This is a genomic window from Thermomonospora echinospora (genome assembly GCF_900108175.1).
In the GTDB taxonomy this organism is placed as follows: domain Bacteria; phylum Actinomycetota; class Actinomycetes; order Streptosporangiales; family Streptosporangiaceae; genus Thermomonospora; species Thermomonospora echinospora.
In genome coordinates, this window is sequence record NZ_FNVO01000002.1 from 434,765 (window position 1) to 456,102 (window position 21,338).

The following is a 21,338-nucleotide window of genomic DNA, read 5'->3' on the forward strand; positions in this document are numbered from 1 at the left end:
TCACTTCAGGTCCCGGGCGCCGCGTCGGCGGCGGCGCTCCAGCCACCGCTCCAGCAGCCCCAGACCGGGTCGCCGCCGGACCACGACCACCGGGCCGTACCGGCGCTCCCGCGCGTCGCGGCGCCCGCCCCCGGCCCGGCGCCGCCGCAGCTCGGCGGCGAAGGTCTCCGGATCTCCGCCCACATCCGGATGGTGCGCGCGGACCCAGGCCCGGAACGCGGCGCGCCGCTCGCGCTCGTCGATCACCCGCCCCCGTTCCCGGGTTTCCGGCCCCCGGCCGCGACGTCGGCGACGACGTCGGCGACGATGACGTGCACCCGGCGCCCGCCCGCCAGCGGCGCGACCGCCGCCCCGACCGCCTCGGCGGTCTCGGTGAGGGGACGGTCCGCCAGCGCGACCAGCGAAACCCGCACCTCGTCGTCGTAGACCGCCACCCCCTGCAACGGCGGTCCGGGGCGGTAGGTCACCACATGGCCCCAGGGCCCGGCGGTCAGATCCGCCACCCCGGGACAGGCGCGCACCCGCTCGGCGATCCGCGTCGCGAACTCCGCCGTCGTCATCGGCGCGGCCGGCGCGGCCTCGCCGCGGCCGGCGTTCGGATCAGGCTCCGCCTGACGCGACGTCTCACGCGACGGGCCGGGCGAAGCCCCGCGGGACGTCCCCGGCGCGGCCCCCCGCGACGAGCCTCGGGACGTGCCGGGCGACGGGCCGCGGGACGGCCTGCGGGACGGCATGGAGGACGGCGTGTAGGACGACATGGCAGGCTTCGCGGTCATCGGACGCGCGGCTCGGCGCGTTCGCCGCGCCGCTCACCGCCTTGCTCTTCGCCCTCGTCCTCGCCCGGCAGGTGGATGTCGTCCACGGTCACGTTGACCTCGACGACCTCCAGGCCGCACATGTGCTCGACGGACCTGATGACGTTCTCCCGGACGGCGCCGGCCAGGTCCGGGATGGACACCCCGTAGTCGACCACCAGGTCGATGTCCACGGCGGCCTGCCGCTCGCCCACCTCGACGGACACGCCCCGGGCGACGTTGCGGCCCATGCCGGGCAGGCGCTCCTTCACCGAGCCGAGCGTGCGGCCCATGCCGCTGCCCATGGCGTGCACGCCGCCGATCTCGCGGGCGGCGATGCCGGCGACCTTGGAGACGACTCCGTCGACGATGGTGGTGCGGCCGGTAGGGGTGATCAGCTCGCCCTTGCCGTGCGGGCTCAGCTCGGTGCGGCGGCCGGCCCCGGTGGTGGCCTGGGGGCCGGTCGGAGCGGTCGCGGTCGATCCGGGCGATTCCTGGCGGGACGGGCCAGAACGTTCCTTTGCCGTCGTCTTCCCGCTGTCCTGGCTCACGATGCTCCCCCCCGAACGAGCTGCCCTGGCGAGCCGTTGATGCTCATTCCGCACGCTACTAAACCAGCAAATTTGCCTAACAGGGAGGCAAAGCGTTCTTTGCCTGAGACGAAGGGCCAGCGGCGCGCCGCGCGCACCGCCGGCCCCCGGAGACAGCCGGTGTCCTACCCGGTTACCTCATCTTGCCGCGGCCCTTGTCCCGGGGCTGCCGGCCCTTGTTGCGGGCGTTGCCCGCGGCGTCGTCGTCCTGGTCCGGCGCTTGGTCGGCGCGGTCAGCGCGGTCGGCCCGGTCGGGCCGCATGGGCTCGCCAGCCTGGTCGTCGTCTCTGTCCCGCGAGTTCGGCTGGTGCGTCCTGCTGGTGTTCGCCACGACAATTCCCCCCATTGAGTGCGACGTGGCCTTGCGCACCTTATATACCCGCCGAACTGCAATCATGCGCCGGTCTGCGGAAAAGTCGGGGACTGCCGGTAAACCACCTTAAACCGAACTGTAACCGGCAGATCCGACATTTTTGTCATACTGCGGCAGCGATCGGCCGGGCCTTTTTCCAGCGCCGTGTACAGCGCCGCGAGATCGGCCTCCTCGGCGCAGACGACGGTCATCGCCAGCCGGGGGCGGGCGGCGGTCCCGGCCGGGCGTACCCGGACGCCCTGCACTCCGGGCAGCCGGCGCGCGCCCTCCGCCAGCTCCCGCGCCGCCATGGCCAGCGGCACGGCGGCGCCCCGGCCGCCGTCGCCGTCGCCCGTCCCGGCCCTGGCGACCCGCCGGACCAGCGTACGTATCATGATCCTTCGCGGAGCGGCACTCCGCGGCCCCCGGAACGCGATGACTCCCATACTCTTGTCATCACCCAAGGGCAGGCAAAAACACCCCCGGCGCCCGCCCGATCAGCGGAACACGACGGTCTTGTCCCCGTTCAGCAGGACCCGGTGCTCGCCGTGCCAGCGGACGGCCCGGGCCAGCGCCAGGCACTCCATGTCGCGCCCCACCGCCATCAGGTCGCCCGGCCCGTGGGTGTGGTCGACCCGCGCGACCTCCTGCTCGATGATCGGCCCCTCGTCGAGGTCGGCGGTGACGTAGTGGGCGGTGGCGCCGATCAGCTTGACCCCCCGGGCGTGCGCCTGGTGGTAGGGCCGCGCCCCCTTGAAGCTCGGCAGGAACGAGTGGTGGATGTTGATGATCCGGCCGGGCAGCTTGCCGCACAGGTCGTCCGACAGCACCTGCATGTAGCGGGCCAGCACCACCAGGTCCGCCCTGTAGTGCTCCACCAGCGTGAGGATCTCGGCCTCCTGGGCGGGCTTGCCGCCCGGCCCGATCGGCAGGTGGTGGTAGTCGATCCCGTACGACTGGGTGAGCGGGCGCAGGTCCGGATGGTTGGAGGCGACCGCCACGATGTCGATGTCGAGCAGCCCCGACCGCTGGCGGTACAGCAGGTCGTTGAGGCAGTGGCCGGCCTTGGACACCAGGATGAGCACCCGGGTGCGGGTGGCCGCGTCGTGCAGCCGCCAGTCGAGGGCGAACTCGGGGGCCAGCGCGGCGAGCCCGGCGCGCAGCCCGTCCTCGGTGACGTCCCCGGGCGCGGTGAACTGGACCCGCATGAAGAAGCGGCCGGTGGCGGTGTCGCCGTACTGCTGGCTCTCCAGGATGTTGCACCCGTGCTCGGCCAGCAGGCCGGAGACCGCGGCCACGATGCCGGGCCGGTCGGGGCACGACAGCGTCAGGATGTAGTCGGAACTCACGTCGTGGCTTTCTGGAATGGTGGTCGCGCCGCCGTTGCGCAGCGCCGCACTCACGATATCGAGACCGGGACGGGAAGCGTCCCCCGCGATCCCGCCGTTCCGGCCACGCTGACCTGGGAATCCCTTGATGCCGGGTTTGCCCGGCTCCGCCCGCGGTTAGGTTCGCGGACATGCGACGGGCCTGGGTCCTCATCATGGCGGCCGTCCTCCCGCTGACCGCCTGCGAGCCGGAGACCGGCACGCAACGCCGGGAGGGCGGGGGCACCAAGCCGCCGGCGAAGGTGGACGGCATCCCCACCAGGGCGGGCACCCACCGCCTGAAGCTGGACGTCGGCGGTCCGGCGCCTCGGGAGTACCGCCTGCGCGTACCGCCCCGGCTGGCCGAGGGCAGGTGGCGGGACGGCGAGCCCGCCAAGGCGCTGCCGCTGGTGCTGGCCATGCACGGCGGCGCCGCCAACGCCGCGCAGATGGAACGGCTGAGCGGCTTCGACCGGGTGGCCGACCGGGAGGGCCTCCTGGTGGCCTATCCCGAGGGCTTCCTGCTGAGCTGGAACGCGGGCTTTTGCTGCGGCCCCGCCAAGCTGGCCGATACCGATGACGTCGGGTTCCTCACCAAGCTCGTCCGCAAACTGACCCGTGCGGGGCTGGCCGACCCGGACCGGGTGTACGCGACGGGCTTCTCCAACGGGGCGGGCATGGCGTACCGGCTGGCCTGCGAGGCCCCGGGCACGTTCGCCGCGGTCGGGGCGGTCTCGGCGGCCATGGCGATGCGGCGGTGCGACCCCCGGCCGACCTCCGTGCTGGTCATGCACGGCACGGCCGACCGCAACGTGCCCTACGACGGCGGCGGGCGCCGCGACTTCAACGACGCGCGCCCGTTCCCGCCCGTCTCGCACGCGGTGGACTACTGGCGCAAGGTCAACGGCCTGCCGCCGCCGCGGCGCACCCTGACGGTCGGCGACGGGCCGGACTGCCGGACGACGGGCCGCGGCGGGGCCGGCACCGAAGTGGCGCTGTGCCGGATCGAGGGCGGCGCCCACCGCTGGCCGGACGGCGCAGAGAACACGCTGTGGGCGTTCTTCGCGGCACACCCCCGCCGCGGCTAGGATGTGAATACTTCTCACGTTATTTCGTCCCTGGGACCCGTATGGATCTGCGCAAGCGGTACGACACCGCCACGGCCGCGCTCGAAGCCCCCCTCGCGATCGTCGACCTCGACGCGTTCCGCGCCAACGCCGCCGACCTGGTCCGCCGCGCCGCCGGCAAGCCGATCCGGGTGGCCAGCAAGTCGGTGCGCTGCCGGGCGCTGCTGGAGGAGGTGCTGTCCCTGGACGGCTTCGCCGGGGTCATGGCCTTCACCCTGCCCGAGGCCCTCTGGCTCGCCGAGCACCGGATCAGCGACGACATCCTGGTGGCCTACCCCACCGCCGACCTGACCGCCATCGCCCGGCTCGCCGCCGACGAGCACGCGCTGGCCACCGTCACCCTGATGGTCGACTCCCCCGAGCACCTGGACCTCATCGGCCGGGCCGCCCGGGACGGGGCCGGGGCGCCGGTGCGGGTGTGCCTCGACATCGACGCCGGCTACCGCGCCCTCGGCGGCCGGATACGGATCGGCGCCCGCCGCTCGCCGGTCCACGACCCCGGCCAGGCCGCCGGGCTGGCCACGCTGATCGACCGCACCCCCAGGCTGCGGCTAGTGGGGCTGATGGCCTACGAGTCGCAGATCGCCGGGGTCGGGGACGACCCGCCCGGCAACCCCGCCCGGGGCCGGGTGATCCGGGCGATGCAGTCCCGCTCCCGGATCGAGCTGGCCCGCCGCCGCGCCGCCATCGTTCAGGCCGTCCGGCGGGTACGGCCCGACCTGGAGTTCGTCAACGGCGGCGGTACCGGCAGCGTGGAGAAGACCACGGCCGAACGCGCGGTCACCGAGGTCGCCGCCGGCTCCGGCCTCTACCAGCCGCACCTGTTCGACTACTACACCAACTTCCGGGGCCGCCCCGCCGCGCTGTTCGCGCTGCCGGTCGTCCGCAGGCCGGGCCCCGGCGTGGTGACCTGCCTGGGCGGCGGATACCTGGCCTCGGGCCCGGCCGACCGGCTCCGGCTGCCCCAGCCCTACCTGCCGGAGGGGCTGTCGTACGACGCCAACGAGGGCGCGGGCGAGGTGCAGACCCCGCTCCTCGGCACCGCCGCCGACCGCCTCACCCTCGGCGACCGCGTCTGGTTCCGGCACACCAAGGCGGGCGAGCTGTGCGAACGGTTCGACGCCCTCCACCTGGTCGAGGGCGACACGCTGGTGGACACGGTGCCGACCTATCGGGGCGAAGGGCAGACCTTCCTTTGACGCGTTCTCCGGCCTGAAGGCCGGAGCACCGGCCCGCATCTCGGTGGCGGACACCCGTAGATTGGGCGTATGAGCGACGCTCCCGTCATCAGCGTGCGAGGTGAGGCCGTCCTTGAGGCCGACCCCGAGATCGCCCGGCTGTCGGTGTACGTCCAGTCCAAGGAGGACGACCGGCGCACCGCCCTCGACCAGCTCGTACGGCGCAATCAGCAGTGCCTCGACCTCGTCAGGTCGTACGGCGAGGCCGTCGAGAGGGTGGAGACGGGCGCGCTCACCATCACCCCGGTGCTGAAGTACCGGCGCCGGGAGGGTGACATCGCCCACTACCAGGGCACCGCCTGGATCAAGGTCACCGTGGCCGACCTGACCGTGCTCGGCGAGCTGGTCACCCGGCTCGGCAACCTCGAACGCACCCGGGTGGACGGCCCCGAGTGGGCGCTGCGGCGCGACAGCCCGGTCTACGCCGAGGCCGCCAGGCAGGCCGTCCGGCAGGCGGTCGAACGGGCCCGCAGCTACGCCGACGCCCTCGGCTGCCGGCTCACCGGCATGGTCGAACTGTCCGACGAGGGGCTCGGGCACGACGGCGTGGAGCCGCTGGCGGCGATGCCGGTGGCCTACGCCGGCGCCATGAACACCCCCGAGGAGCCCGAGGCCATCTCCCTGGAACCGAGCATCCAGACCGTCCGGGCGGCGGTGGAGGCGCGCTTCACCACCACCCAGCCCGAGTTGGCCTGACCGCCCGCCTGGTCGGGGGTGGCTCAAGCCAGGCTGACCACCCGCCTTGCCGGGGGGCGGCCCTCCGCCCCGCCCCGCCGTCCGGAAACCGCCGGGTAATGTCGGTGCCATCGGTCAGGATGGTGCCCACGGACGTCCGGACCGGGCGTGCGAGAGAGCCGACGGGTGAAGTGCCTCGACGGGGAGGTGCCGATGGCCGCACCGGGCTTGGGGGCTCCGCCGGAGCTGCCCTTCGACGACCCCTGCGCCGACCGCGAGCGGGCCGGGCCGCGGCCGCGCACGGCCGGCGGACCGGCGCCGGGCGATGACGCCGGCGGCCTGGACGTGTTCCTGGCCGGGCGGGTGTTCATGGACATGATCTTCACCGGGCTGCCCGGGCTACCGCCGCCCGGCACCGAACTGGTCACCGACGGCCTCGGCTCGGCGCCCGGCGGCATCGCCAACATCGCGGTGGCGATGAGCCGGCTCGGGCTGCGCACCGGGCTGGCCACCACGGTCGGTGATGACATGTTCGGCGCCTACCTGTGGCGGACGCTGTCGGAGCAGGAGGGGGTCGACCTGACCTGGTCGCGGCGCGCCGGCGGCTGGCCGACCCCGGTCACCGTCTCCATGGCCTACGACTCTGACCGCAGCATGGTCACCTACGCCCGGCCCCTGCCGCCGTCGGCCGACGAGCCGGTCACCGTTCCGCCGCACGCCTCGACCTGCTTCATCGACATCGACCGGCCGGTCCCCGCCTGGGCGCTGGCGATGCGGCGGCAGGGCTCGCTGGTCTTCGCCGACGTCGGCTGGGACCCCACCGAGACCTGGTCCACCGACGTGCTGGACCGGCTCGCCGCGGTCGACGTGTTCCTGCCCAACGCCGTCGAGGCGATGGCCTACACCCGCACCCGTCACCCCGCCGACGCCCTGGAGGCGTTGGCCCTGCGGGTGCCGACGGTGGTGGTCAAGCAGGGCGCGCGGGGCGCCATCGCGATCGACTCCACCACGGGCGAGCGCGCCGAGGCCGCCGCGCTGCCGGTCGAGGCGCTGGACACCACCGGCGCCGGGGACGTTTTCGCGGCCGGGTTCGTGTTCGGCACCCTCGCCGGCTGGCCCCTGCTGCAACGGCTCCGCTTCGCCAACCTGTGCGCCGGCCTGTCGGTACGCCACTACAGCGGCTCGCTCGGCGCCCCCTGCTGGGGTGAGATCGCCGCTTTCGGCGAGACCACCGAGGTCGCCCCCGAGATCCTGGCCGACTACGAGTTCGTGGTGCCCTACATCCCCGAGGCCGAGCTGGGCAGCGGCCCCGACTCGGTCACCCGGGCCCAGCCCACCCTCAAGTAGCCCCGAAGGAGGACACCCGTGAGCGTGAAGATCGCCGTCCGCGCAGGAGCGGGCAGCGGCCCCCGCCCGACCCTCCAGACACGGCCCACCAGCAGACAGGAGCGGTATCGGTGAGCGTGAAGATCGCCGTCCGCGCAGGAGCGGGCAGCGGCCCCCACCCAACCCTCCGAACACGGCCCACCAGCAGACAGGAGCGGTATCGGTGAGCGTGAAGATCGCCGTTGTGGGGGCGGGCAGCGGCTACATGCCGGGGGTCATCCGCGGCCTGCTGCACCGGGCCGCCGACCTGGCAGGGGCCGAGCTGGCCTTCTACGACCCGGACGCCGAGCACCTGGCGCTGATGACCCGGCTGGCGACCGCCATGTTCGCCGCCCGCGGCGCGGACCTCACCGTCGTGGCGCACACCGAGCTCAAACCCGCGCTGGCCGGCGCCTCCTACGTGTTCACCACCTTCCGGCCCGGCGGGATGGCCGCACGTCACCTGGACGAGTCGATCCCGCTCAGGCACGGCGTGGTGGGGCAGGAGACGGCCGGTCCCGGCGGGTTCCTGATGGCCTGCCGGTCCGTCCCCGTCCTGCTGGAGATCGCCGACGTCGCCGACCCCGGCGCCTGGATCATCAACTACACCAACCCCACCAACGTCGTCACCGACGCGGTGCTGCGGCACCGGCCGGGCACCCGCGTCATCGGGCTGTGCGACCAGCACGTCGGCGACACCGAGATGTGGGCCGGGTTGCTGGGTCTGCCCGCCGACGGGCTGGAGGCCGACTGGATCGGCCTCAACCACGCCACCTGGGCCGAGCGGGTCCGCCTGCACGGTGAGCCCATCGACCTGCCCGCCCGGCTGGCCTCCCTGGAGATCCCCGGGGGCGGCGCCACCCCCTGGCGCGACCCGTCCCGCATGGCGGAGCTGGCCCAAGCCCTGGGCTTCCTGCCCAACTCCTACGCCAAGTACTACTTCTTCCACGACGAGGTCGTGGCGGAGCTGCGCGCCAAGGGCACCACCCGGGCCCAGGACATCCTGGCCATGCTCCCCGGCTACTACGCCTCCATCGCCGCCGAGGCCGCCAAGCCCGACCCCGATCCCAGCCGCGAACGGGGCGGCGGCGAGCACGGCGAGTTCGCCGTCGACGTCATCTGCGCGCTGCACCGCGACGAGGGACGCCGCATCATCGTCAACACCCGCAACGGCGGCGCCATCTCCTCACTGGAGGACGACGCCGTCGTCGAGGTCCCCGCCGTCGTCGGCCGCAGCGGCCCCGTCCCGCTCACCATGGGTCCGCTGCCCGGCCCGGTACGCGGCCTCACCCGGGCCATCCACGAGTACGAGCGGCTCGCCGCCGACGCCGCCGTGACAGGCGACCGGCGCACGGCGCTGCAGGCGCTGATGGCCCACCCGTTCATCCGCAGCAAGCACACCGCCGAGCGCATCCTCGACGAAGGGCTGGCCGCCCACCGCGAGCACCTCCCCCAGTTCACCCGCTGACCCCCGCCCCGCCCCGCTCCACCTGCGCGGGTTGAACGCGCCCGCGGCCACCTCCGTATACCCGGACGGAACCCCGAACGGGAAGTCCCGGCGGGACGGCCAGGCAGGACGGCTCGTCACAGGGCGTTCCATGGCGGGACGGCCGGGCGGGAAGTCCCGGCGGGACGGGCGGGCAGGGTGGCCGGGTGGGGCTCGGTGAGCGGGAGGAGTGGGCGTGCGGCTGCGACGATCCGCCGAGCGGACGCGCCTCGACGACGAGGTCTCGCTGCGGGCCGCCTACGACGAGCACGCCGGGGAGCTGTTCGCGTTCGCCGAACGCTCGCTGGGCGAGCGCGCCCTGGCCGAGGAGGCCGTCCGGGAGACGTTCCTGCGGGCCTGGCGCAGCGCCGCGCGCCTGGACGCCGGGGAGGCGGTCCTGCGCACCTGGCTGCTGGCCATCTGCCGCAACGTCGTCATCGAGCACGCCTGTTCCCGCCGCACCGCCCGCGTCGCCGACGGCACCGCTCTGGAACGGCTGCTGACCGGTCTCCAGGTCGAGGAGGCGCTGCGGCGGCTGTCCCCCGACCACCGCGCCGTACTGGTGGAGCTGCACGTCCTCGCCCGGCCGCCCGCCGCGGTGGCCGCCGAGCTGCGCATCCCCGCCGGCACGGTCCGCAACCGGACCTACTACGCGCTCAGGGCGCTGCGCCTGGCCCTGGAGGAGATGGGGTGGGAGGCATGAACGGCTGCCGCGACATCCAGCCCCTGCTCGGCATGTACGCCCTCGGGCGGCTGACCGAACGGGAGATGACGGCGCTGCAGGCCCACCTGGACGGCTGCCCGCTGTGCCGCATCGAGGCCGCCGAGCTGCGCGGGGTCGCCGAGGCCCTGGTCCATGCCGATCCCGAACGGGTCGAGTACCGCCCGGAGCCACCGCCCTGGCTGCGCAAAAGCGTCTTCGACCGCATCGACGGCGCCCGCCGCCGCACTCGCCGCCGGGCCGCCGCCCTCGGCCTGGCCGGCCTGACCGCGGCGGCCGCCGCGGTCACCGCGTTCTTCCTCCTCGGTGCGCCGGCCGCCCCGGACGGGCCGGACACCCCCACCGTCGCCTACTCCGCGGGCGGCGTCCGCGCCTCCGCCACCCTCACCCCGCGCCCCTGGGGCACCGCCCTGCACCTGTCGGTCAGCGGCCTGACCCCCGGCCAGAACTACACGGTGTGGCTGGAACGCCCCGACGGGCGCCGGACACCGGCCGGCAGCTTCACCGCCCAGGGCTCCACACGGCTCGTCATGGACCTGTCGTCCGGCATGAAGCCGCACAACGCCACCGCCCTCGGGCTGAGCGTCTCCGGTGGCGGCCCGCCCATCCTGCGCGCCCCCATCCCCCGCCCATGAAGAAGCGCCGGCCCCCTCCGGGACCGGCGCCCACCGCACCCGCGGCCCAGCGTTACCGGCGGCCCCGGCGCCAAAGCACGAACACCGTCACGAAGACCACGGCGCCGACGCCCACCGCGACCACCCGGCGGTCGACCTGCCCCGGCTCGCCGTCCTCACCGTGGGCCGGCGCCACCATCGCGCCCACCGTGGAGGCGACCTGCCCGGCCTCCTGCTTCAGCCGGGCCACGCCCCGCTGCGCCACGTTCCGCGGGTTGACCCGGTCGGCGAGCGCGTCGATGGTGCGCGCCAACTCTTCCCGGGTCCGCTCGATCTCCTTCTCCAGCGCCTCCGGATCGGGGGCCTTGTCAGCCATGCCGTGTCCTTATCGTCCGAGCGTCCTGCGGCAGATGATCCGATCAGTGTGGCAGGTACGGGCCGGCGGCGCCCCGCCACCCCGCCGAACCCGCCCCGCGCCACCGGTACGGTGGTGATCTGACCAGAGTGCCCTGGGGGCGTCCCCCAGACCTCCGAAGTGCGGGTCAGGCGGTCCCCGCTCCGCGGGCGCTCCCTGACCGTCCGAGCGAAAGGCGGAACTGGTGTCCGAGCGGCTGCAGCCCGGCGACGTCGCCCCCGAGTTCGAGCTTCCCGACGCCGACGGCAACCCGGTGTCCCTGGCGTCGCTGCGCGGAAAGCGCGTGATCCTCTACTTCTACCCGGCGGCCATGACCCCCGGCTGCACCAAGGAGTCGGTGGACTTCCGCGACAGCCTGCCCGAACTGCAGGCCGCGGGCGCCACCGTCATCGGCGTCTCCCCCGACACCCCCGCCAAGCTGGCCAAGTTCCGCGACCGCGACGCCCTGACCTTCCCCCTGCTGTCCGACCCCGACACCGAGGTCCTGCGGGCCTACGGCGCCTACGGCGAAAAGAAGCTCTACGGCAAGGTCGTCGTCGGCGTCATCCGCTCCACCTTCGTCATCGATCCCGAAGGCAAGGTCGAAAAGGCCTACTACAACGTGAAGGCCACCGGCCACGTGGACCGCCTCCGCAAGGACCTCGGCCTGTAGGGGCGTTCCGGGCGTGCCCTGGTCCGGGTCGGGGCACGCCGCCGCGTGGGGTGCCGGTCGCTTGGTGCGCTCGCCCCGTCCCCGGGGACCGCGCACCCTCAGCCGTGCGGGCGGGGGGACTCGAACCCCCACAGTGTTACCACCAGCAAATCCTAAGTCTGCCGCGTATGCCTATTTCGCCACGCCCGCTTGATGGCGCTGAAGCCGCGTGCACAGCTTAGCCGCCCGGCGATGCCGGCGCAGGGGGACGAGGCTGGGGGCGGGCGGGTTATGGCGATGTGAAAAATCGGGACGTTCGCGACAGCCCGACGGGATTACGCTGGCCTGCACGGGCGGCGCGGTCGCCGTGCCCGGCGGCGCGGATCCAGGCCGGCGGCCCGAGGACGACGGATGCCCACCTTTGCGGGGTGACGGTTGATGCATCGGCCTGCCGGAACGCCGGACGGGGCGTACGCTGAACGGGTCTGCGGCCACGGTGGTGGACCTCGCGGGGACGGCTTCTTCACCGTGCGGCCGGTGGGGCAGCTCCGTCCGGGGGATCACGCCTGGCTGGCGTTCGGCGGCGGCGAGGAGCGGGAGCGGATCGTGGGCACGTTCGTGACCGACGGGCTCGCCACCGAGGAGAAGGTCGTCTACGTCACCGACACCGATCCGGCGAACCTGCCGGGCGTGCGCTGGCCGACAGGAGCGGACCCGCAGGACTTCGTCAGGAGCGGCCAGCTGCGGGTGCTGTCCCGGGAGGCCGCCTGCCTGACCGGCGGGCGCTTCGATCCGGAGCGGATGCTGGACGTCCTGGACGAGGAGGTGTCGCAGGCGTTCGACCAGGGTTTCCGGGCGGTGCGCATCACCACCGACCTCAGCTGGGCGGTGCGGGAGGCGGCGGAGCCGGTGCTGGGCTGCGAGCACCGGTTCGGCGCGGCGGTCTCGCCCAGCACGATGGCGATGGCGATCTGCCAGCTCGACCGGCGCCGGGTGCCGGCCGGCCGGCTGGCCGCGCTGCGCGACGCCCACGAGGTGCTGGTCGAAGTGGATCCGGAGTTCGACGACGGGGTGCTGCGCGTGGTGCGGACCTTCGACCCGCACGGGCTGCGGGTGGAGGGGGAGCTGGACGCGGCGCGGCACATGGTGTTCGCCGAGCGGCTGTCGCTGGCCGCGCGGGGCCGGCGGCGGGTGCACCTGGACTGCTCGCGGCTGCGCTTCCTCGACCTGGCGGGGCTGAACCTGCTGGTGGCCCAGGCGGCCCGGCTGCCGCACGGTGGCCTGCTGGTGCTGGACCGGCTGCCGGCGGAGGTGGCCGGCGTGATCGAGACGGTGGGCTGGCACCGGCTGCCGGGGCTGGCGCGGGGCCGGGACGGCGCGCGATGACGCCCGGGACGTCCCTGCGGCACAACGCGCTGCTGTACGGGGACGTCGGCGAGTATCTCGCCGTGACGGCGCCGTATCTGCGGGCCGGTCTGGAGGCCGGGGACGCGGTGTTCGCGGTGGTGCCCAGGCCCCGGTCGCAGGCGTTGCGCGAAACCCTGGGCCGGGACGGGCGGGACGTGACGTTCATCGACGCCGAGGTGTTCTACCAGCATCCGGTCCGGGCGCTGCACGAGTACGACCGGGTCATGCGCGCGCACGCGCCGCGCCGGTTGCGGGTGGTGGGCGAGAACATCTGGCCTGGCGACCGGACGGAGACGATGGAGTGGGTGCGCTACGAGTCGCTGGTGAACGCGGTGTTCGCCGCCTCGGGCGCCCAAGTGATCTGTGCCTACGACCGTACCGCGGTGGACGCGGAGATCATCGGGCATGCGCGGCGCACCCATCCGTGGCTGATCGACGGCCGCGCCGAGTACGCCAGCGGCGAGTACGCCGAACCGGCCGGGCTCGGCACGGACAGCGACCGGGTGCCGCGCACCCCGCCGCCGTCGGACGCGCAGTACCTGCCGTTCGGCTCCGAGCAGGAGTTGTACCAGGTGCGCAGGTTCGTGGCCGCGCGAGCGAGCGGACACGGGCTGGACGGCCGCCGGGTCGTGGCACTGGAGACGGCCGTCACCGAGGTGGCGACCAACGCGCTCAAGCACGGCGCTCCCCCGATGGGGGTACGGGTGTGGACGCGGCCGGGCGAGTTCGTCTGCGAGGTCGGCGATCACGGCCGCTGGCGGCCGGGCGCGCCGGCCGGCCTGGTGCCGCCCGGGTCCGCCCTGGACAGCGGGTTCGGCCTGTGGACGGTGCGGCTGCTGATGGACAGGGTGTGGCTGTACGCGGGCCGGGACGGCACGTTCGTCCGCATGGTGGTGCGTCCCTGACCCGCCGGTCCGCATGCCGCGTGCACGTGCGTCTCAGATAGCCATAAAACCTGGTCACAGGTCCGCTACTGAGGGTGTGGGGCCCGGGCGTACGCTGGAGGCGCTTCGGCGGGATGGCGGTGAAGGGTGCGATGGACTCCCTCTGGTCTGTCCGAAGGCCGGTCGGTGAGCTGCGGCCGGGCGACCATGCCTGGCTGGCCTTCGGTGGTGAGGACGAACACCGCCATGTGGTGGGCGCGTTCGTCCGTACGGGCCTGGCCGAGGGGGACAGGGTCGTCCTGCTGGGCGGGCCGCAGGGTGCCGAGATGGCCGGCGGTGACCAGGTGGCCGTGGTCGGCCTGGGCGATTCCGGGGCCGTGGACCCGCGGGTGCTGGCGCGGGCGCTGGCGTCGGAGATCTCCGAGGCGGACCGGTCGGGCTGCCGGGCCGTGCGGATCGTCACCGACCTGACCTGGGTGCTGCGCCGCCCCGGCGGGCTGGAGCTGGCGCTGGACTGCGAACGGCACATCGAGCGGGTGATCGGGCCGAGCACCTCGGCCATCGCGATCTGCCAGCTGGACCGCCGGGCCTGTGCACCCGGGGAGCTGGCCGCGCTGGAGGAGGCGCACGCGGTGGCGGTCACCGCCGATCCCGACTTCGCGGACTCGGTGCTGCGCATCGACCGCACGTTCCATCCGGCGGGGCTGGCACTGGGCGGGGAGCTGGACGCCTCCCGGCACGCGGTGTTCAGCCAGGCGCTGTCGAGCGTGCTGGCCCGCGCCGACGGCGATCCGGTGCATCTGGACCTGGCCGAGCTGGAGTTCATCGACCTGGGGGCGCTGAGCATGCTGGCCGGGGCGGCCACCCGCCGTCCCGGGCACGGGCCGCTGGTGCTGGACCGGATGTCGGCCCGGCTGCGTTCGGTCGTCGAGGCGGTCGGCTGGGACATGCTGCCCGGTCTGCGGCTGGGCGCCCCGCATCCGGGCAACTGAGGGCCGGGTCAGTCCAGGGCGTCCACGAAGCGGACGGCCTCCTCGCGGTTCATCCCGGTCTCGGCCTGGACGAGCGCGACCGCCGAGTCGCGGTCACCGGCGTCCCGGAAGGCGCGGACGCGTTCGGACAGCAGCCCGGCGCCGTGCGGCGATGCCGCCGGCGGCCCCGGGATCCGGCCGTCCTGCATCGCCTCGGCGTAGTCCTTGGCCTCCTTCAGGCCCATTCCGGTGTCGTCACGGATCAGCTTGATGGCCTCGATCTTCTTGCCACGATCGAGGAGCGCCTGAGCTCTGGTGAACGCCTCCGGCGACGGCGGCCCGCCGGGGGCGCCCTTGACGGGCCGGACCGACGACCTGGCGGCGTGTCCCGCCGCGAAGGTGATCGCGATGAAGCCCAGCATCATCGCGCCGACGGGAAGGCCGACCAGGATGAGGATGGTGGTCGAGGACATGACCGCCACTGTAGAGGGCCGTGCCCCTGTCGGTGGCGGCCGTCGCCGGTCAGACCGAGCCGGTGGCCAACACCTCGGGGAGGATCTCGGCGAGGACCCGGAACGCCTTGCCCCGATGGCTGATCGCGTCCTTCTCCTCCGGCGACAGCTCCGCCGAGGTACGGCTCTCACCGTCCGGGACGAAGATCGGGTCATAACCGAAGCCGCCGGTGCCCCGGGGCGCGTCGATCAGCTGCCCGGTCATCCGGCCCTCGACGACCCGTTCGGTGCCGTCCGGCAGCACCAGCGCCGCCGCGCAGGCGAAGTGGGCGCCGCGCAACCCGGGGGCCACGTCGGCGATCTGGTCGAGCACCAGCTCCAGGTTGGCGCGGTCCTTGTCGCCGGTGGCCGAGCCCAGCCGTCCCGACCAGCGCGCCGACAGCACCCCGGGCATCCCGTTCAGCGCGTCCACGCACAGGCCGGAGTCGTCGGCGACCGCCGGCAGCCCGGTGTGCGCGGCGATGGCGCGCGCCTTCAGCAGCGCGTTGCCGGCGAAGGTGGACTCGGTCTCGGGGACGTCGGGAGCCTGCGGGAACTCCTCCAGCCCGACGACCTCGACGCCGTCCAGGATGCGGCGCAGTTCGGCGATCTTCCCGGCGTTGCGGGTGGCGAGCACGATCCGCGTCATCGGGCCAGGGCCTCGCGCTGCAGCCGGGTCAGCTCGGCGCAGCCGCCCAGCGCCAGGTCCAGCAGGGCGTCCAGCTCGGCGCGGTCGAAGGGCCGGCCCTCGGCGGTGCCCTGCACCTCGATGAGCCGCCCGTCGCCGGTGGCCACCACGTTCATGTCGGTGCCGGCCTTGACGTCCTCGGCGTAGCACAGGTCCAGCCTGGGCTCGCCGTCGATCAGGCCGACGCTGACCGCCGCCACCGAGGTGATCAGCGGGTCGCCCTTGGTCATCTTGCGGGCACGCATCCACGCCACCGCGTCGGCCAGCGCCACGTACGCGCCGGTGATCGCGGCGGTGCGGGTGCCGCCGTCGGCCTGCAGCACGTCGCAGTCGAGCACCACGGTGTTCTCGCCGAGCGCCTTGAAGTCCAGGCAGGCCCGGACGGACCGGCCGATCAGCCGGGAGATCTCCTGGGTGCGCCCGCCGAGCCGGCCCTTGACCGACTCGCGGTCGTTGCGGGTGTTGGTGGCCCTGGGCAGCATGGCGTACTCGGCGGTCACCCAGCCGAGGCCGCTCTCGCGGCGCCAGCGGGGCACCGAGTCCTGGACCGAGGCCGCGCACAGCACGCGGGTGCCGCCGAACTCGACGAGCACGGAGCCCTCGGCGTGGTCGAGCCAGCCGCGCTGGATGCGGACGGGCCGGAGCTGGTCGGGTGCACGATCGTCAGGACGAGCCATACGCCTCACCCTAGTACCCGGCCGCCACCCGTTCCGCCGCCCCGGAGCGTTCCCTCCGGCGCGTCAAAGGTCGTAGACGGTGCCGACCTGGGCGAGCTCGATCATGCCGGCGTAGTCGCTCATCTTGGCCTCGGCCAGGGTGACCGCAGGGTCGTTCCAGGGCAGCAGGTGGGTCAGCACCAGCCGGTCGACGCCCGCCCGGGCCGCGTGGTCGCCGGCCTCACGGCCGGTCAGATGCATGTCCGGGGGGTTGTTGCGGCCCTCGACGAACGCCGCCTCGCAGATGAACAGGTCGGCGTCGCGGGCCAGGTCGACCAGGGCGTCGCACCGCCCGGTGTCACCCGAGTACGCCAGCACGCTGCCGCCATGCTCGATCCGCAGGCCGTACGCCTCGACCGGATGGTTCATCAGTGCGGCGGTCACCCGGAAGGGCCCCAGGTCGAACGGCCCGGCGGGGAAGCCGTGGAACTCGAACGCCACCCCCATGTCGGGGTTGGGCTCGGGTTCGTAGGCCTTGGCCATGTGGTCGGCCGTGCCCGTCGGGCCGTACACCGGGATCAGCGGCGCCCGCCCGAACGGGCAGTAGACGCGGGCGATCCAGTACACCGTCAGGTCCAGGCAGTGGTCGGGATGCAGGTGGGAGAAACAGATCGCGTCGATGTCGAGCACGTCGTGGAAGCGTTGCAGGGAGCCGAGCGCGCCGTTTCCCAGGTCGAGCAGCAGCGAGAAGCCGTCCGCCTCGACCAGATAGCTGGACGCCGGGCTCTCCGGTCCGGGGAAGCTGCCGGAACAGCCGATCACAGTGACCCGCACGCTCAACTCCTCCTCTAAGCCCGAGGAAATCAAGAGGTCAGGGCGGGCCCCGCGGCGGCCTCGACCCGGCCGATCTCCGGGCCCAGGAACCGGCGCCCCAGCCTCGCGAAGACCTCCGGATCACCGGTGACATGGAACCGGTGCACGGGTGGGGAGGCGGCCTCGGTACGGGCCAGGCCCTGGTCTTGAAGCACTCGGTATACGTCCTTGGCGGTCTCGTCGGCACTTGAGACCAGTGTGACCCCGTCCCCCACAACGTACGAGATGACGCCGGTAAGCAACGGGTAGTGGGTGCACCCGAGGATGAGGGCGTCGCAGCCCGCCTCCATGATCGGCTGGAGGTAGGCGCGGGCCGCCGCGAGCAGTTCCGGCCCCTTGGTGATACCGGCCTCCACGAACTCCACGAAGCGGGGACAGGCGACGCTGGTGAGCTCGATGTGCGGTGCGGCGGCGAAGGCGTCCTCGTAGGCGCGGCTGGTGACGGTGGCGTGGGTGGCGATCAGCCCCACCCGGCCGACGGCGGTGGCGCGCGCCGCGCGCCGGGTGGCCGGCTTGATGACCTCCACGATCGGCACGTCGTAGCGCTCGCGCGCGTCGCGCAGCATGGCCGCGCTGGCGCTGTTGCACGCGATCACCAGCATCTTGACGCCCTCGGCGACCAGCCGGTCCAGCATCTCCAGGGCGAACGCGCGGACCTCGGCGATCGGCCGGGGCCCGTACGGCTGACGTGCCGAGTCCCCCAGGTAGAGGATCGGCTCGTCCGGCAGCTGATCGAGAATGGCGCGGGCCACGGTCAGACCCCCGTAGCCACTGTCGAATACCCCGATCGGCGCGTTGGACATGGTCCATTAGGCTAGGCGACCCGGCCCGTGTACAGCGCATGTTGCGTCGCACATCACATGTTCACGTGACCGTCACCTGGGGCGGTCACGTCGTCTGGCGGCCGACCCTGGCGAGCTGGCGGCTCTGGGCGACCAGCCGTCCAGCCGAATCCCACACCTCCACCTCCTCGTCGAACCAGCCGTCGCGCACCATCCGCCCGCCGCCGTACAGGGTCAGCGCGCCGGGGGCGGGCACGGCGCGCATGTGCCAGGTCAGCTCGACGGTGGGCGCCCAGCCGGGGGAGCCGGTGTTGAGCACCACGGGCGGCAGCGCGTCCACGGCCAGGGCCAGCAGGTAGGCGTCGGGGGCGTAGTCGTCGTCGCGCAGCCGGAAGTGGCCGCTCATCTCCAGCCGCCCGGAGGGCTGTCCGTCGAGCCAGCCCATGGTGGCCGGGTCGAAACGCATGTCCACCCTGTCGGCAAAGCCCCGGTCTTTGGCGAGGGAGGGGGCGCCGCCGACGCACTCCTCCAGCGGCGGCAGCGCGGGCGGGGCCTGCCCGGCCCAGGACGGCTCGGCGTCGGGGTCGAGGGTGCCGGTGGTGACCTGCGCATCCACGATCGGGACGTCCCCCTGTGACAGGGTGACCCAGGCGGTGGCGGCGGTACGGCCGGTCTTGCGGGTCTGCACGCTGATCTCGGCGGGGCCGGGCCTGCCCACCCGCAGGAAGGCGGTGTTGGTGGCCACCGGGTGGGCGTGCGGGGACGCGTCCACCGCCGCCCGCAGCAGGACGGCCATCAGGTAGCCCCCGTTGAGCGCCTCGCCGATCCGGTATCCCCCGTCGAGTTCCGCGGTGTAGCGTCCCTCGGCGACCTTGCTGACCGCGGTGGCCTCTGCGAACCCGCTCATCTCCGCACCCTTCTAGAATCACGTTCGAGTCGCACCCTACCTCCTGTGGTTTTACGAGGCCCTTGCGACCACCGTGAAAGGGACCCGGACGGCACCAACTACCCTGGTGGCCTCATCGACGCCGGAGTAGATCTGTGACGCTGCACGAATCGAAGTCCACCGCCTACCACGACCCCGGCCGCACCGGCGGTCCGCACCCGTTCGGCGGTTCTGGCGCGTCCTCGTACTCCGCCGCCGCGTCCGCCCCGGGCGCCTCCGGCCCGCACCCGGCCGACTACGACTACGACCCCGGCTCGGTCTCCTACGATTCCGGCGCGATTCCCACCGCCTATGACACCGGCTCCGAACCCACTGCCTACGACACCGGCTCCGGGGCCACCGGCTACGAGACCGGCTACGAGACCGGCTATGACTCCGGATCCGCGGTCGCCGCGGGCTCGAACGGCTCCGGAGCCGTGACGGCCTCGGACGCCTCGACGGCCCTCAGCGGCAACGGCGTGCAGTCCGGAGCGCCGCTGGGCACGGTCGGCTCGGTGCATCCCCTCATCGCCGCCACGGGGCTGGCGTCCCCCTACGACGGCGCCGGCGCGACGGCCCCGACCGGCTCGGGGACCTCAGTGTCGGGTGGGTCCGGGACGCACCGCGCCTACCTGGACGAGACGTCGGCCGCGGTCCCTCAGGCACCGGTCGCCGCCGGCTCGTCCGCGCGGCGCCCCCAGCGCGCCCTCTACAAGCACGCCGCGCTCGGGCCACTGCGGGCCGACAGCGATCCGGCGGCGACCTCCGGCGAGGACTTCTTCGACCTGCTGGCCAGGCTCGCCGAGCCGGAGGACTGGAGCGGCGGTCCGGGCCGGGCGGCCCGCGCCGACGACACCTGGGTGCTGCGCGAGTACGTCGAGTGGGCCTTCGAGCGGCTGCACCGGCAGCGCCGGATCGTCACCGCCGACGACGGGACGCACAGCGTCTTCAACACCGGCCTGGTCACCGCCCAGCAGGAGGCGATCTACGGCCTGTTCGTCCCCAGCCGCGACCCTGACGGGGCGCCGTGGCGGCTGCAGGGCTGGTATCCGGAGTCCGAGCGGGAGCTGCAGGACCGCTTCGCCGAGCTGCCCCGGCCCGCCGGCTACGCCGAGGAGCCCGCCGACCTGGTGTACGACTGGCGCCGCGAGCTGATCGTCCACCCCAGGCAACTGCTGGAGTCGGCCGAGAACCTGGCGGCGCTGCCCGCGCCGCTGAACTCCAACCCCTACCAGGCGGGCCTGGTGCTGGAGGGCGCGGTACGCCGGGCGGAGGCCCGCGTCCATCAGGACTACCGGGCGGCGGTCCCCTGCTGGGACCCGGCGGCCGAGCGGGTGCAACTGCTGCTGCCGCTGTCGCTGACCACCCCCGAGTCGGTGGACACGGCCCTGCTGATCACCCGTGACGACGCACACGACGCCTACCGCGGCCACATGCTGCTGGACCTCGGCACCGCCTACGCCCGGGCCCGCCAGCTGTCCCGTCCCCGCGACTGGCTCACCCCGCCCGCCGGTTCCTGACGTCCCCTGGGCCTCACAGGTCCAGGTCGGTGCCGTCCTTCTCGAACGCGGCGTCCTCGTACAGCCGCATGTTGATGTCGTGCGCCCACTCGGCGGCGAACCGCTTGACCCGCCGGATCGCCGCCTCGTCCAGCCCGTACCGTTCGAACTCGGCCTCGGGCATCAGCTCGTGGCAGGTGAGCCGGTCGGCGAGCCGTTCCAGGCAGAAGTCGGGGGCGTTGCAGCCGCCCAGCCATTCGAGCCGTTCGTAGCCGTAGTCGCCGGCCACCGACGCCACGTCGACGAGGTCGCGGGCGACCAGCCGCCCGGCCAGGGCGCCGACCTTCAGCCCGATGGCGTCCTCGTAGGCGACGACCGGGCAGCGGCCGACCCGCACGGGCCGCATCCGCAACGGCACCTTGAGCAGATTGACGTCACAGACCTCGCCGGTCGCCGGATCGCCGACGGTCAGGCCCGCGTAGGCGTCGCCGTCCGGCTCCCCGACCCGCGCCTCGAACCCGTGACCGCGGTACGCGGCGGCCACCGCCTCGGCGACCTCGGGCAACGGCAGCGGCTCGGTGACGGCGAGGTCGATGTTCTCACTGGCCCGTTCGATCAGCCCGTGCGCCCGCAGCGCGTGCCCGCCGGCCAGCGCCAGGCAGAACTCGGCACACACGGCGGCGCCGGCCTCGATCAGCCTGCGCTGCAGGGCGTCGTTCACGGGACGGACTCCTGAGCGGTCGTCATAGTCCCAGTGTCACCGACGGCGGGCCGCCTCGGGCGGCAG

At 73.5% G+C, this 21,338-nt stretch carries 26 protein-coding genes and 1 tRNA gene; 12 read left to right on the forward strand and 15 right to left on the reverse strand.

Annotated features, from left to right (window positions below; all coding sequences use genetic code 11):
• The 6 genes from C4U03_RS06220 to purU all read right to left on the reverse strand — a co-directional run bounded on the left by C4U03_RS06220 (position 1) and on the right by purU (position 3,085).
• Positions 1-246, reverse strand: a complete 246-nt coding sequence (locus tag C4U03_RS06220; protein ID WP_103936666.1) for a hypothetical protein — start codon at positions 244-246, stop codon at positions 1-3.
• Positions 243-560, reverse strand: coding sequence for a hypothetical protein (locus C4U03_RS06225; protein ID WP_103936667.1), 318 nt, complete (start codon positions 558-560; stop codon positions 243-245). The genes C4U03_RS06220 and C4U03_RS06225 overlap by 4 nt, the downstream gene beginning before the upstream one ends.
• 212 nt (positions 561-772) lie before the next feature.
• The gene (locus C4U03_RS06235; RefSeq protein WP_103936669.1) at positions 773-1,345 is read right to left on the reverse strand and encodes an Asp23/Gls24 family envelope stress response protein; all 573 of its coding nucleotides are present in this window, start codon (positions 1,343-1,345) and stop codon (positions 773-775) included.
• A gap of 172 nt (positions 1,346-1,517) precedes the next feature.
• Entirely contained in the window at positions 1,518-1,715 is a 198-nt protein-coding gene (locus C4U03_RS06240; RefSeq protein ID WP_103936670.1) for a hypothetical protein, read from the reverse strand.
• A 62-nt stretch (positions 1,716-1,777) separates the two neighbouring features.
• Positions 1,778-2,131 carry a hypothetical protein gene (locus tag C4U03_RS06245; protein WP_103936671.1) on the reverse strand — a complete coding sequence of 118 codons (354 nt, stop codon included), beginning with the start codon at positions 2,129-2,131 and terminating at the stop codon, positions 1,778-1,780.
• 102 nt (positions 2,132-2,233) lie between these two features.
• A complete protein-coding gene (gene purU / locus C4U03_RS06250) occupies positions 2,234-3,085 on the reverse strand; it encodes a formyltetrahydrofolate deformylase (protein ID WP_103936965.1) in 852 nt (283 codons plus the stop codon).
• 170 nt (positions 3,086-3,255) lie between these two features.
• Between purU and C4U03_RS06255 the strand changes: the two genes are divergently transcribed.
• From C4U03_RS06255 to C4U03_RS06285, 7 genes are all read left to right on the forward strand, one after another.
• Positions 3,256-4,191, forward strand: a complete 936-nt coding sequence (locus C4U03_RS06255; RefSeq protein WP_103936672.1) for an alpha/beta hydrolase family esterase — start codon at positions 3,256-3,258, stop codon at positions 4,189-4,191.
• A gap of 41 nt (positions 4,192-4,232) precedes the next feature.
• Positions 4,233-5,429, forward strand: coding sequence for an amino acid deaminase/aldolase (locus tag C4U03_RS06260; RefSeq protein ID WP_103936673.1), 1,197 nt, complete (start codon positions 4,233-4,235; stop codon positions 5,427-5,429).
• 69 nt (positions 5,430-5,498) lie between these two features.
• Positions 5,499-6,164, forward strand: coding sequence for an SIMPL domain-containing protein (locus tag C4U03_RS06265; RefSeq protein WP_103936674.1), 666 nt, complete (start codon positions 5,499-5,501; stop codon positions 6,162-6,164).
• A 192-nt stretch (positions 6,165-6,356) separates the two neighbouring features.
• Positions 6,357-7,490 carry a carbohydrate kinase family protein gene (locus C4U03_RS06270; protein WP_103936966.1) on the forward strand — a complete coding sequence of 378 codons (1,134 nt, stop codon included), beginning with the start codon at positions 6,357-6,359 and terminating at the stop codon, positions 7,488-7,490.
• Positions 7,491-7,692: 202 nt separating this feature from the next.
• The gene (locus tag C4U03_RS06275; RefSeq protein WP_235017670.1) at positions 7,693-8,976 is read left to right on the forward strand and encodes a family 4 glycosyl hydrolase; all 1,284 of its coding nucleotides are present in this window, start codon (positions 7,693-7,695) and stop codon (positions 8,974-8,976) included.
• A gap of 214 nt (positions 8,977-9,190) precedes the next feature.
• Positions 9,191-9,697 carry a sigma factor gene (locus tag C4U03_RS06280; protein ID WP_200827076.1) on the forward strand — a complete coding sequence of 169 codons (507 nt, stop codon included), beginning with the start codon at positions 9,191-9,193 and terminating at the stop codon, positions 9,695-9,697.
• A complete protein-coding gene (locus C4U03_RS06285; protein WP_103936676.1) occupies positions 9,694-10,350 on the forward strand; it encodes an anti-sigma factor in 657 nt (218 codons plus the stop codon). Before C4U03_RS06280 ends, C4U03_RS06285 begins: the two co-directional genes overlap by 4 nt.
• 52 nt (positions 10,351-10,402) lie before the next feature.
• Here the strand turns inward: C4U03_RS06285 and C4U03_RS06290 are convergent, their stop codons facing one another.
• Positions 10,403-10,705 carry a DUF3618 domain-containing protein gene (locus C4U03_RS06290; protein WP_103936677.1) on the reverse strand — a complete coding sequence of 101 codons (303 nt, stop codon included), beginning with the start codon at positions 10,703-10,705 and terminating at the stop codon, positions 10,403-10,405.
• 223 nt (positions 10,706-10,928) lie between these two features.
• On the opposite strand from C4U03_RS06290, the gene bcp reads away from it, so the two are divergent.
• Positions 10,929-11,396, forward strand: coding sequence for a thioredoxin-dependent thiol peroxidase (bcp, locus tag C4U03_RS06295; RefSeq protein WP_103936678.1), 468 nt, complete (start codon positions 10,929-10,931; stop codon positions 11,394-11,396).
• A 105-nt stretch (positions 11,397-11,501) separates the two neighbouring features.
• Here bcp and C4U03_RS06300 read toward each other — a convergent pair.
• A tRNA-Leu gene (locus C4U03_RS06300) sits at positions 11,502-11,585 on the reverse strand.
• 327 nt (positions 11,586-11,912) lie between these two features.
• Here C4U03_RS06300 and C4U03_RS06305 point away from each other — a divergent pair.
• From C4U03_RS06305 to C4U03_RS06315, 3 genes are all read left to right on the forward strand, one after another.
• Positions 11,913-12,761: an MEDS domain-containing protein gene (locus C4U03_RS06305; protein ID WP_235017671.1), complete on the forward strand. Its 849-nt coding sequence runs from the start codon at positions 11,913-11,915 to the stop codon at positions 12,759-12,761.
• The gene (locus C4U03_RS06310) at positions 12,758-13,687 is read left to right on the forward strand and encodes a sensor histidine kinase (protein ID WP_103936680.1); all 930 of its coding nucleotides are present in this window, start codon (positions 12,758-12,760) and stop codon (positions 13,685-13,687) included. The genes C4U03_RS06305 and C4U03_RS06310 overlap by 4 nt, the downstream gene beginning before the upstream one ends.
• A gap of 131 nt (positions 13,688-13,818) precedes the next feature.
• Positions 13,819-14,658, forward strand: coding sequence for an MEDS domain-containing protein (locus C4U03_RS06315; protein WP_235017672.1), 840 nt, complete (start codon positions 13,819-13,821; stop codon positions 14,656-14,658).
• An 8-nt stretch (positions 14,659-14,666) separates the two neighbouring features.
• Here C4U03_RS06315 and C4U03_RS06320 read toward each other — a convergent pair whose 3' ends face one another.
• From C4U03_RS06320 to C4U03_RS06345, 6 genes are all read right to left on the reverse strand, one after another.
• Positions 14,667-15,110 carry a ribosomal protein L7/L12 gene (locus C4U03_RS06320; RefSeq protein ID WP_103936968.1) on the reverse strand — a complete coding sequence of 148 codons (444 nt, stop codon included), beginning with the start codon at positions 15,108-15,110 and terminating at the stop codon, positions 14,667-14,669.
• Between the two features lie 49 nt (positions 15,111-15,159).
• The gene (rdgB, locus tag C4U03_RS06325) at positions 15,160-15,777 is read right to left on the reverse strand and encodes an RdgB/HAM1 family non-canonical purine NTP pyrophosphatase (RefSeq protein WP_103936682.1); all 618 of its coding nucleotides are present in this window, start codon (positions 15,775-15,777) and stop codon (positions 15,160-15,162) included.
• On the reverse strand, positions 15,774-16,493 hold the full coding sequence (rph, locus tag C4U03_RS06330; protein WP_103936683.1) for a ribonuclease PH: 720 nt from the start codon (positions 16,491-16,493) through the stop codon (positions 15,774-15,776). Before rph ends, rdgB begins: the two co-directional genes overlap by 4 nt.
• A gap of 63 nt (positions 16,494-16,556) precedes the next feature.
• On the reverse strand, positions 16,557-17,306 hold the full coding sequence (locus C4U03_RS06335) for an MBL fold metallo-hydrolase (RefSeq protein ID WP_103936684.1): 750 nt from the start codon (positions 17,304-17,306) through the stop codon (positions 16,557-16,559).
• A 29-nt stretch (positions 17,307-17,335) separates the two neighbouring features.
• Positions 17,336-18,148 (reverse strand): glutamate racemase, encoded by an 813-nt coding sequence (murI, locus tag C4U03_RS06340; RefSeq protein WP_103936685.1) that lies wholly within the window; start codon positions 18,146-18,148, stop codon positions 17,336-17,338.
• Between the two features lie 85 nt (positions 18,149-18,233).
• Entirely contained in the window at positions 18,234-19,034 is an 801-nt protein-coding gene (locus tag C4U03_RS06345; protein ID WP_103936686.1) for a thioesterase family protein, read from the reverse strand.
• A 134-nt stretch (positions 19,035-19,168) separates the two neighbouring features.
• Between C4U03_RS06345 and C4U03_RS06350 the strand changes: the two genes are divergently transcribed.
• Positions 19,169-20,572: a DUF3825 domain-containing protein gene (locus C4U03_RS06350; RefSeq protein WP_103936687.1), complete on the forward strand. Its 1,404-nt coding sequence runs from the start codon at positions 19,169-19,171 to the stop codon at positions 20,570-20,572.
• 13 nt (positions 20,573-20,585) lie between these two features.
• Here the strand turns inward: C4U03_RS06350 and C4U03_RS06355 are convergent, their stop codons facing one another.
• Positions 20,586-21,272, reverse strand: a complete 687-nt coding sequence (locus C4U03_RS06355) for a nucleotidyl transferase AbiEii/AbiGii toxin family protein (protein WP_103936688.1) — start codon at positions 21,270-21,272, stop codon at positions 20,586-20,588.
• Positions 21,273-21,338: the final 66 nt, after the last annotated feature.

Excerpts from the sequence above, each read along its gene's own strand:
- C4U03_RS06255 (WP_103936672.1), top strand. The coding sequence starts at position 3,256 with ATGCGACGGGCCTGGGTCCTCATCATGGCGGCCGTCCTCCCGCTGACC.
- C4U03_RS06260 (WP_103936673.1), top strand. The coding sequence starts at position 4,233 with ATGGATCTGCGCAAGCGGTACGACACCGCCACGGCCGCGCTCGAAGCC.
- C4U03_RS06315 (WP_235017672.1), top strand. The coding sequence starts at position 13,819 with ATGGACTCCCTCTGGTCTGTCCGAAGGCCGGTCGGTGAGCTGCGGCCG.
- C4U03_RS06225 (WP_103936667.1), bottom strand. The coding sequence starts at position 560 with ATGACGACGGCGGAGTTCGCGACGCGGATCGCCGAGCGGGTGCGCGCC.
- rdgB (WP_103936682.1), bottom strand. The coding sequence starts at position 15,777 with ATGACGCGGATCGTGCTCGCCACCCGCAACGCCGGGAAGATCGCCGAA.
- murI (WP_103936685.1), bottom strand. The coding sequence starts at position 18,148 with ATGTCCAACGCGCCGATCGGGGTATTCGACAGTGGCTACGGGGGTCTG.
- C4U03_RS06290 (WP_103936677.1), bottom strand. The coding sequence starts at position 10,705 with ATGGCTGACAAGGCCCCCGATCCGGAGGCGCTGGAGAAGGAGATCGAG.
- C4U03_RS06270 (WP_103936966.1), top strand. The coding sequence starts at position 6,357 with ATGGCCGCACCGGGCTTGGGGGCTCCGCCGGAGCTGCCCTTCGACGAC.
- C4U03_RS06310 (WP_103936680.1), top strand. The coding sequence starts at position 12,758 with ATGACGCCCGGGACGTCCCTGCGGCACAACGCGCTGCTGTACGGGGAC.
- rph (WP_103936683.1), bottom strand. The coding sequence starts at position 16,493 with ATGGCTCGTCCTGACGATCGTGCACCCGACCAGCTCCGGCCCGTCCGC.
- C4U03_RS06320 (WP_103936968.1), bottom strand. The coding sequence starts at position 15,110 with ATGTCCTCGACCACCATCCTCATCCTGGTCGGCCTTCCCGTCGGCGCG.
- C4U03_RS06265 (WP_103936674.1), top strand. The coding sequence starts at position 5,499 with ATGAGCGACGCTCCCGTCATCAGCGTGCGAGGTGAGGCCGTCCTTGAG.
- C4U03_RS06285 (WP_103936676.1), top strand. The coding sequence starts at position 9,694 with ATGAACGGCTGCCGCGACATCCAGCCCCTGCTCGGCATGTACGCCCTC.
- C4U03_RS06345 (WP_103936686.1), bottom strand. The coding sequence starts at position 19,034 with ATGAGCGGGTTCGCAGAGGCCACCGCGGTCAGCAAGGTCGCCGAGGGA.
- C4U03_RS06245 (WP_103936671.1), bottom strand. The coding sequence starts at position 2,131 with ATGATACGTACGCTGGTCCGGCGGGTCGCCAGGGCCGGGACGGGCGAC.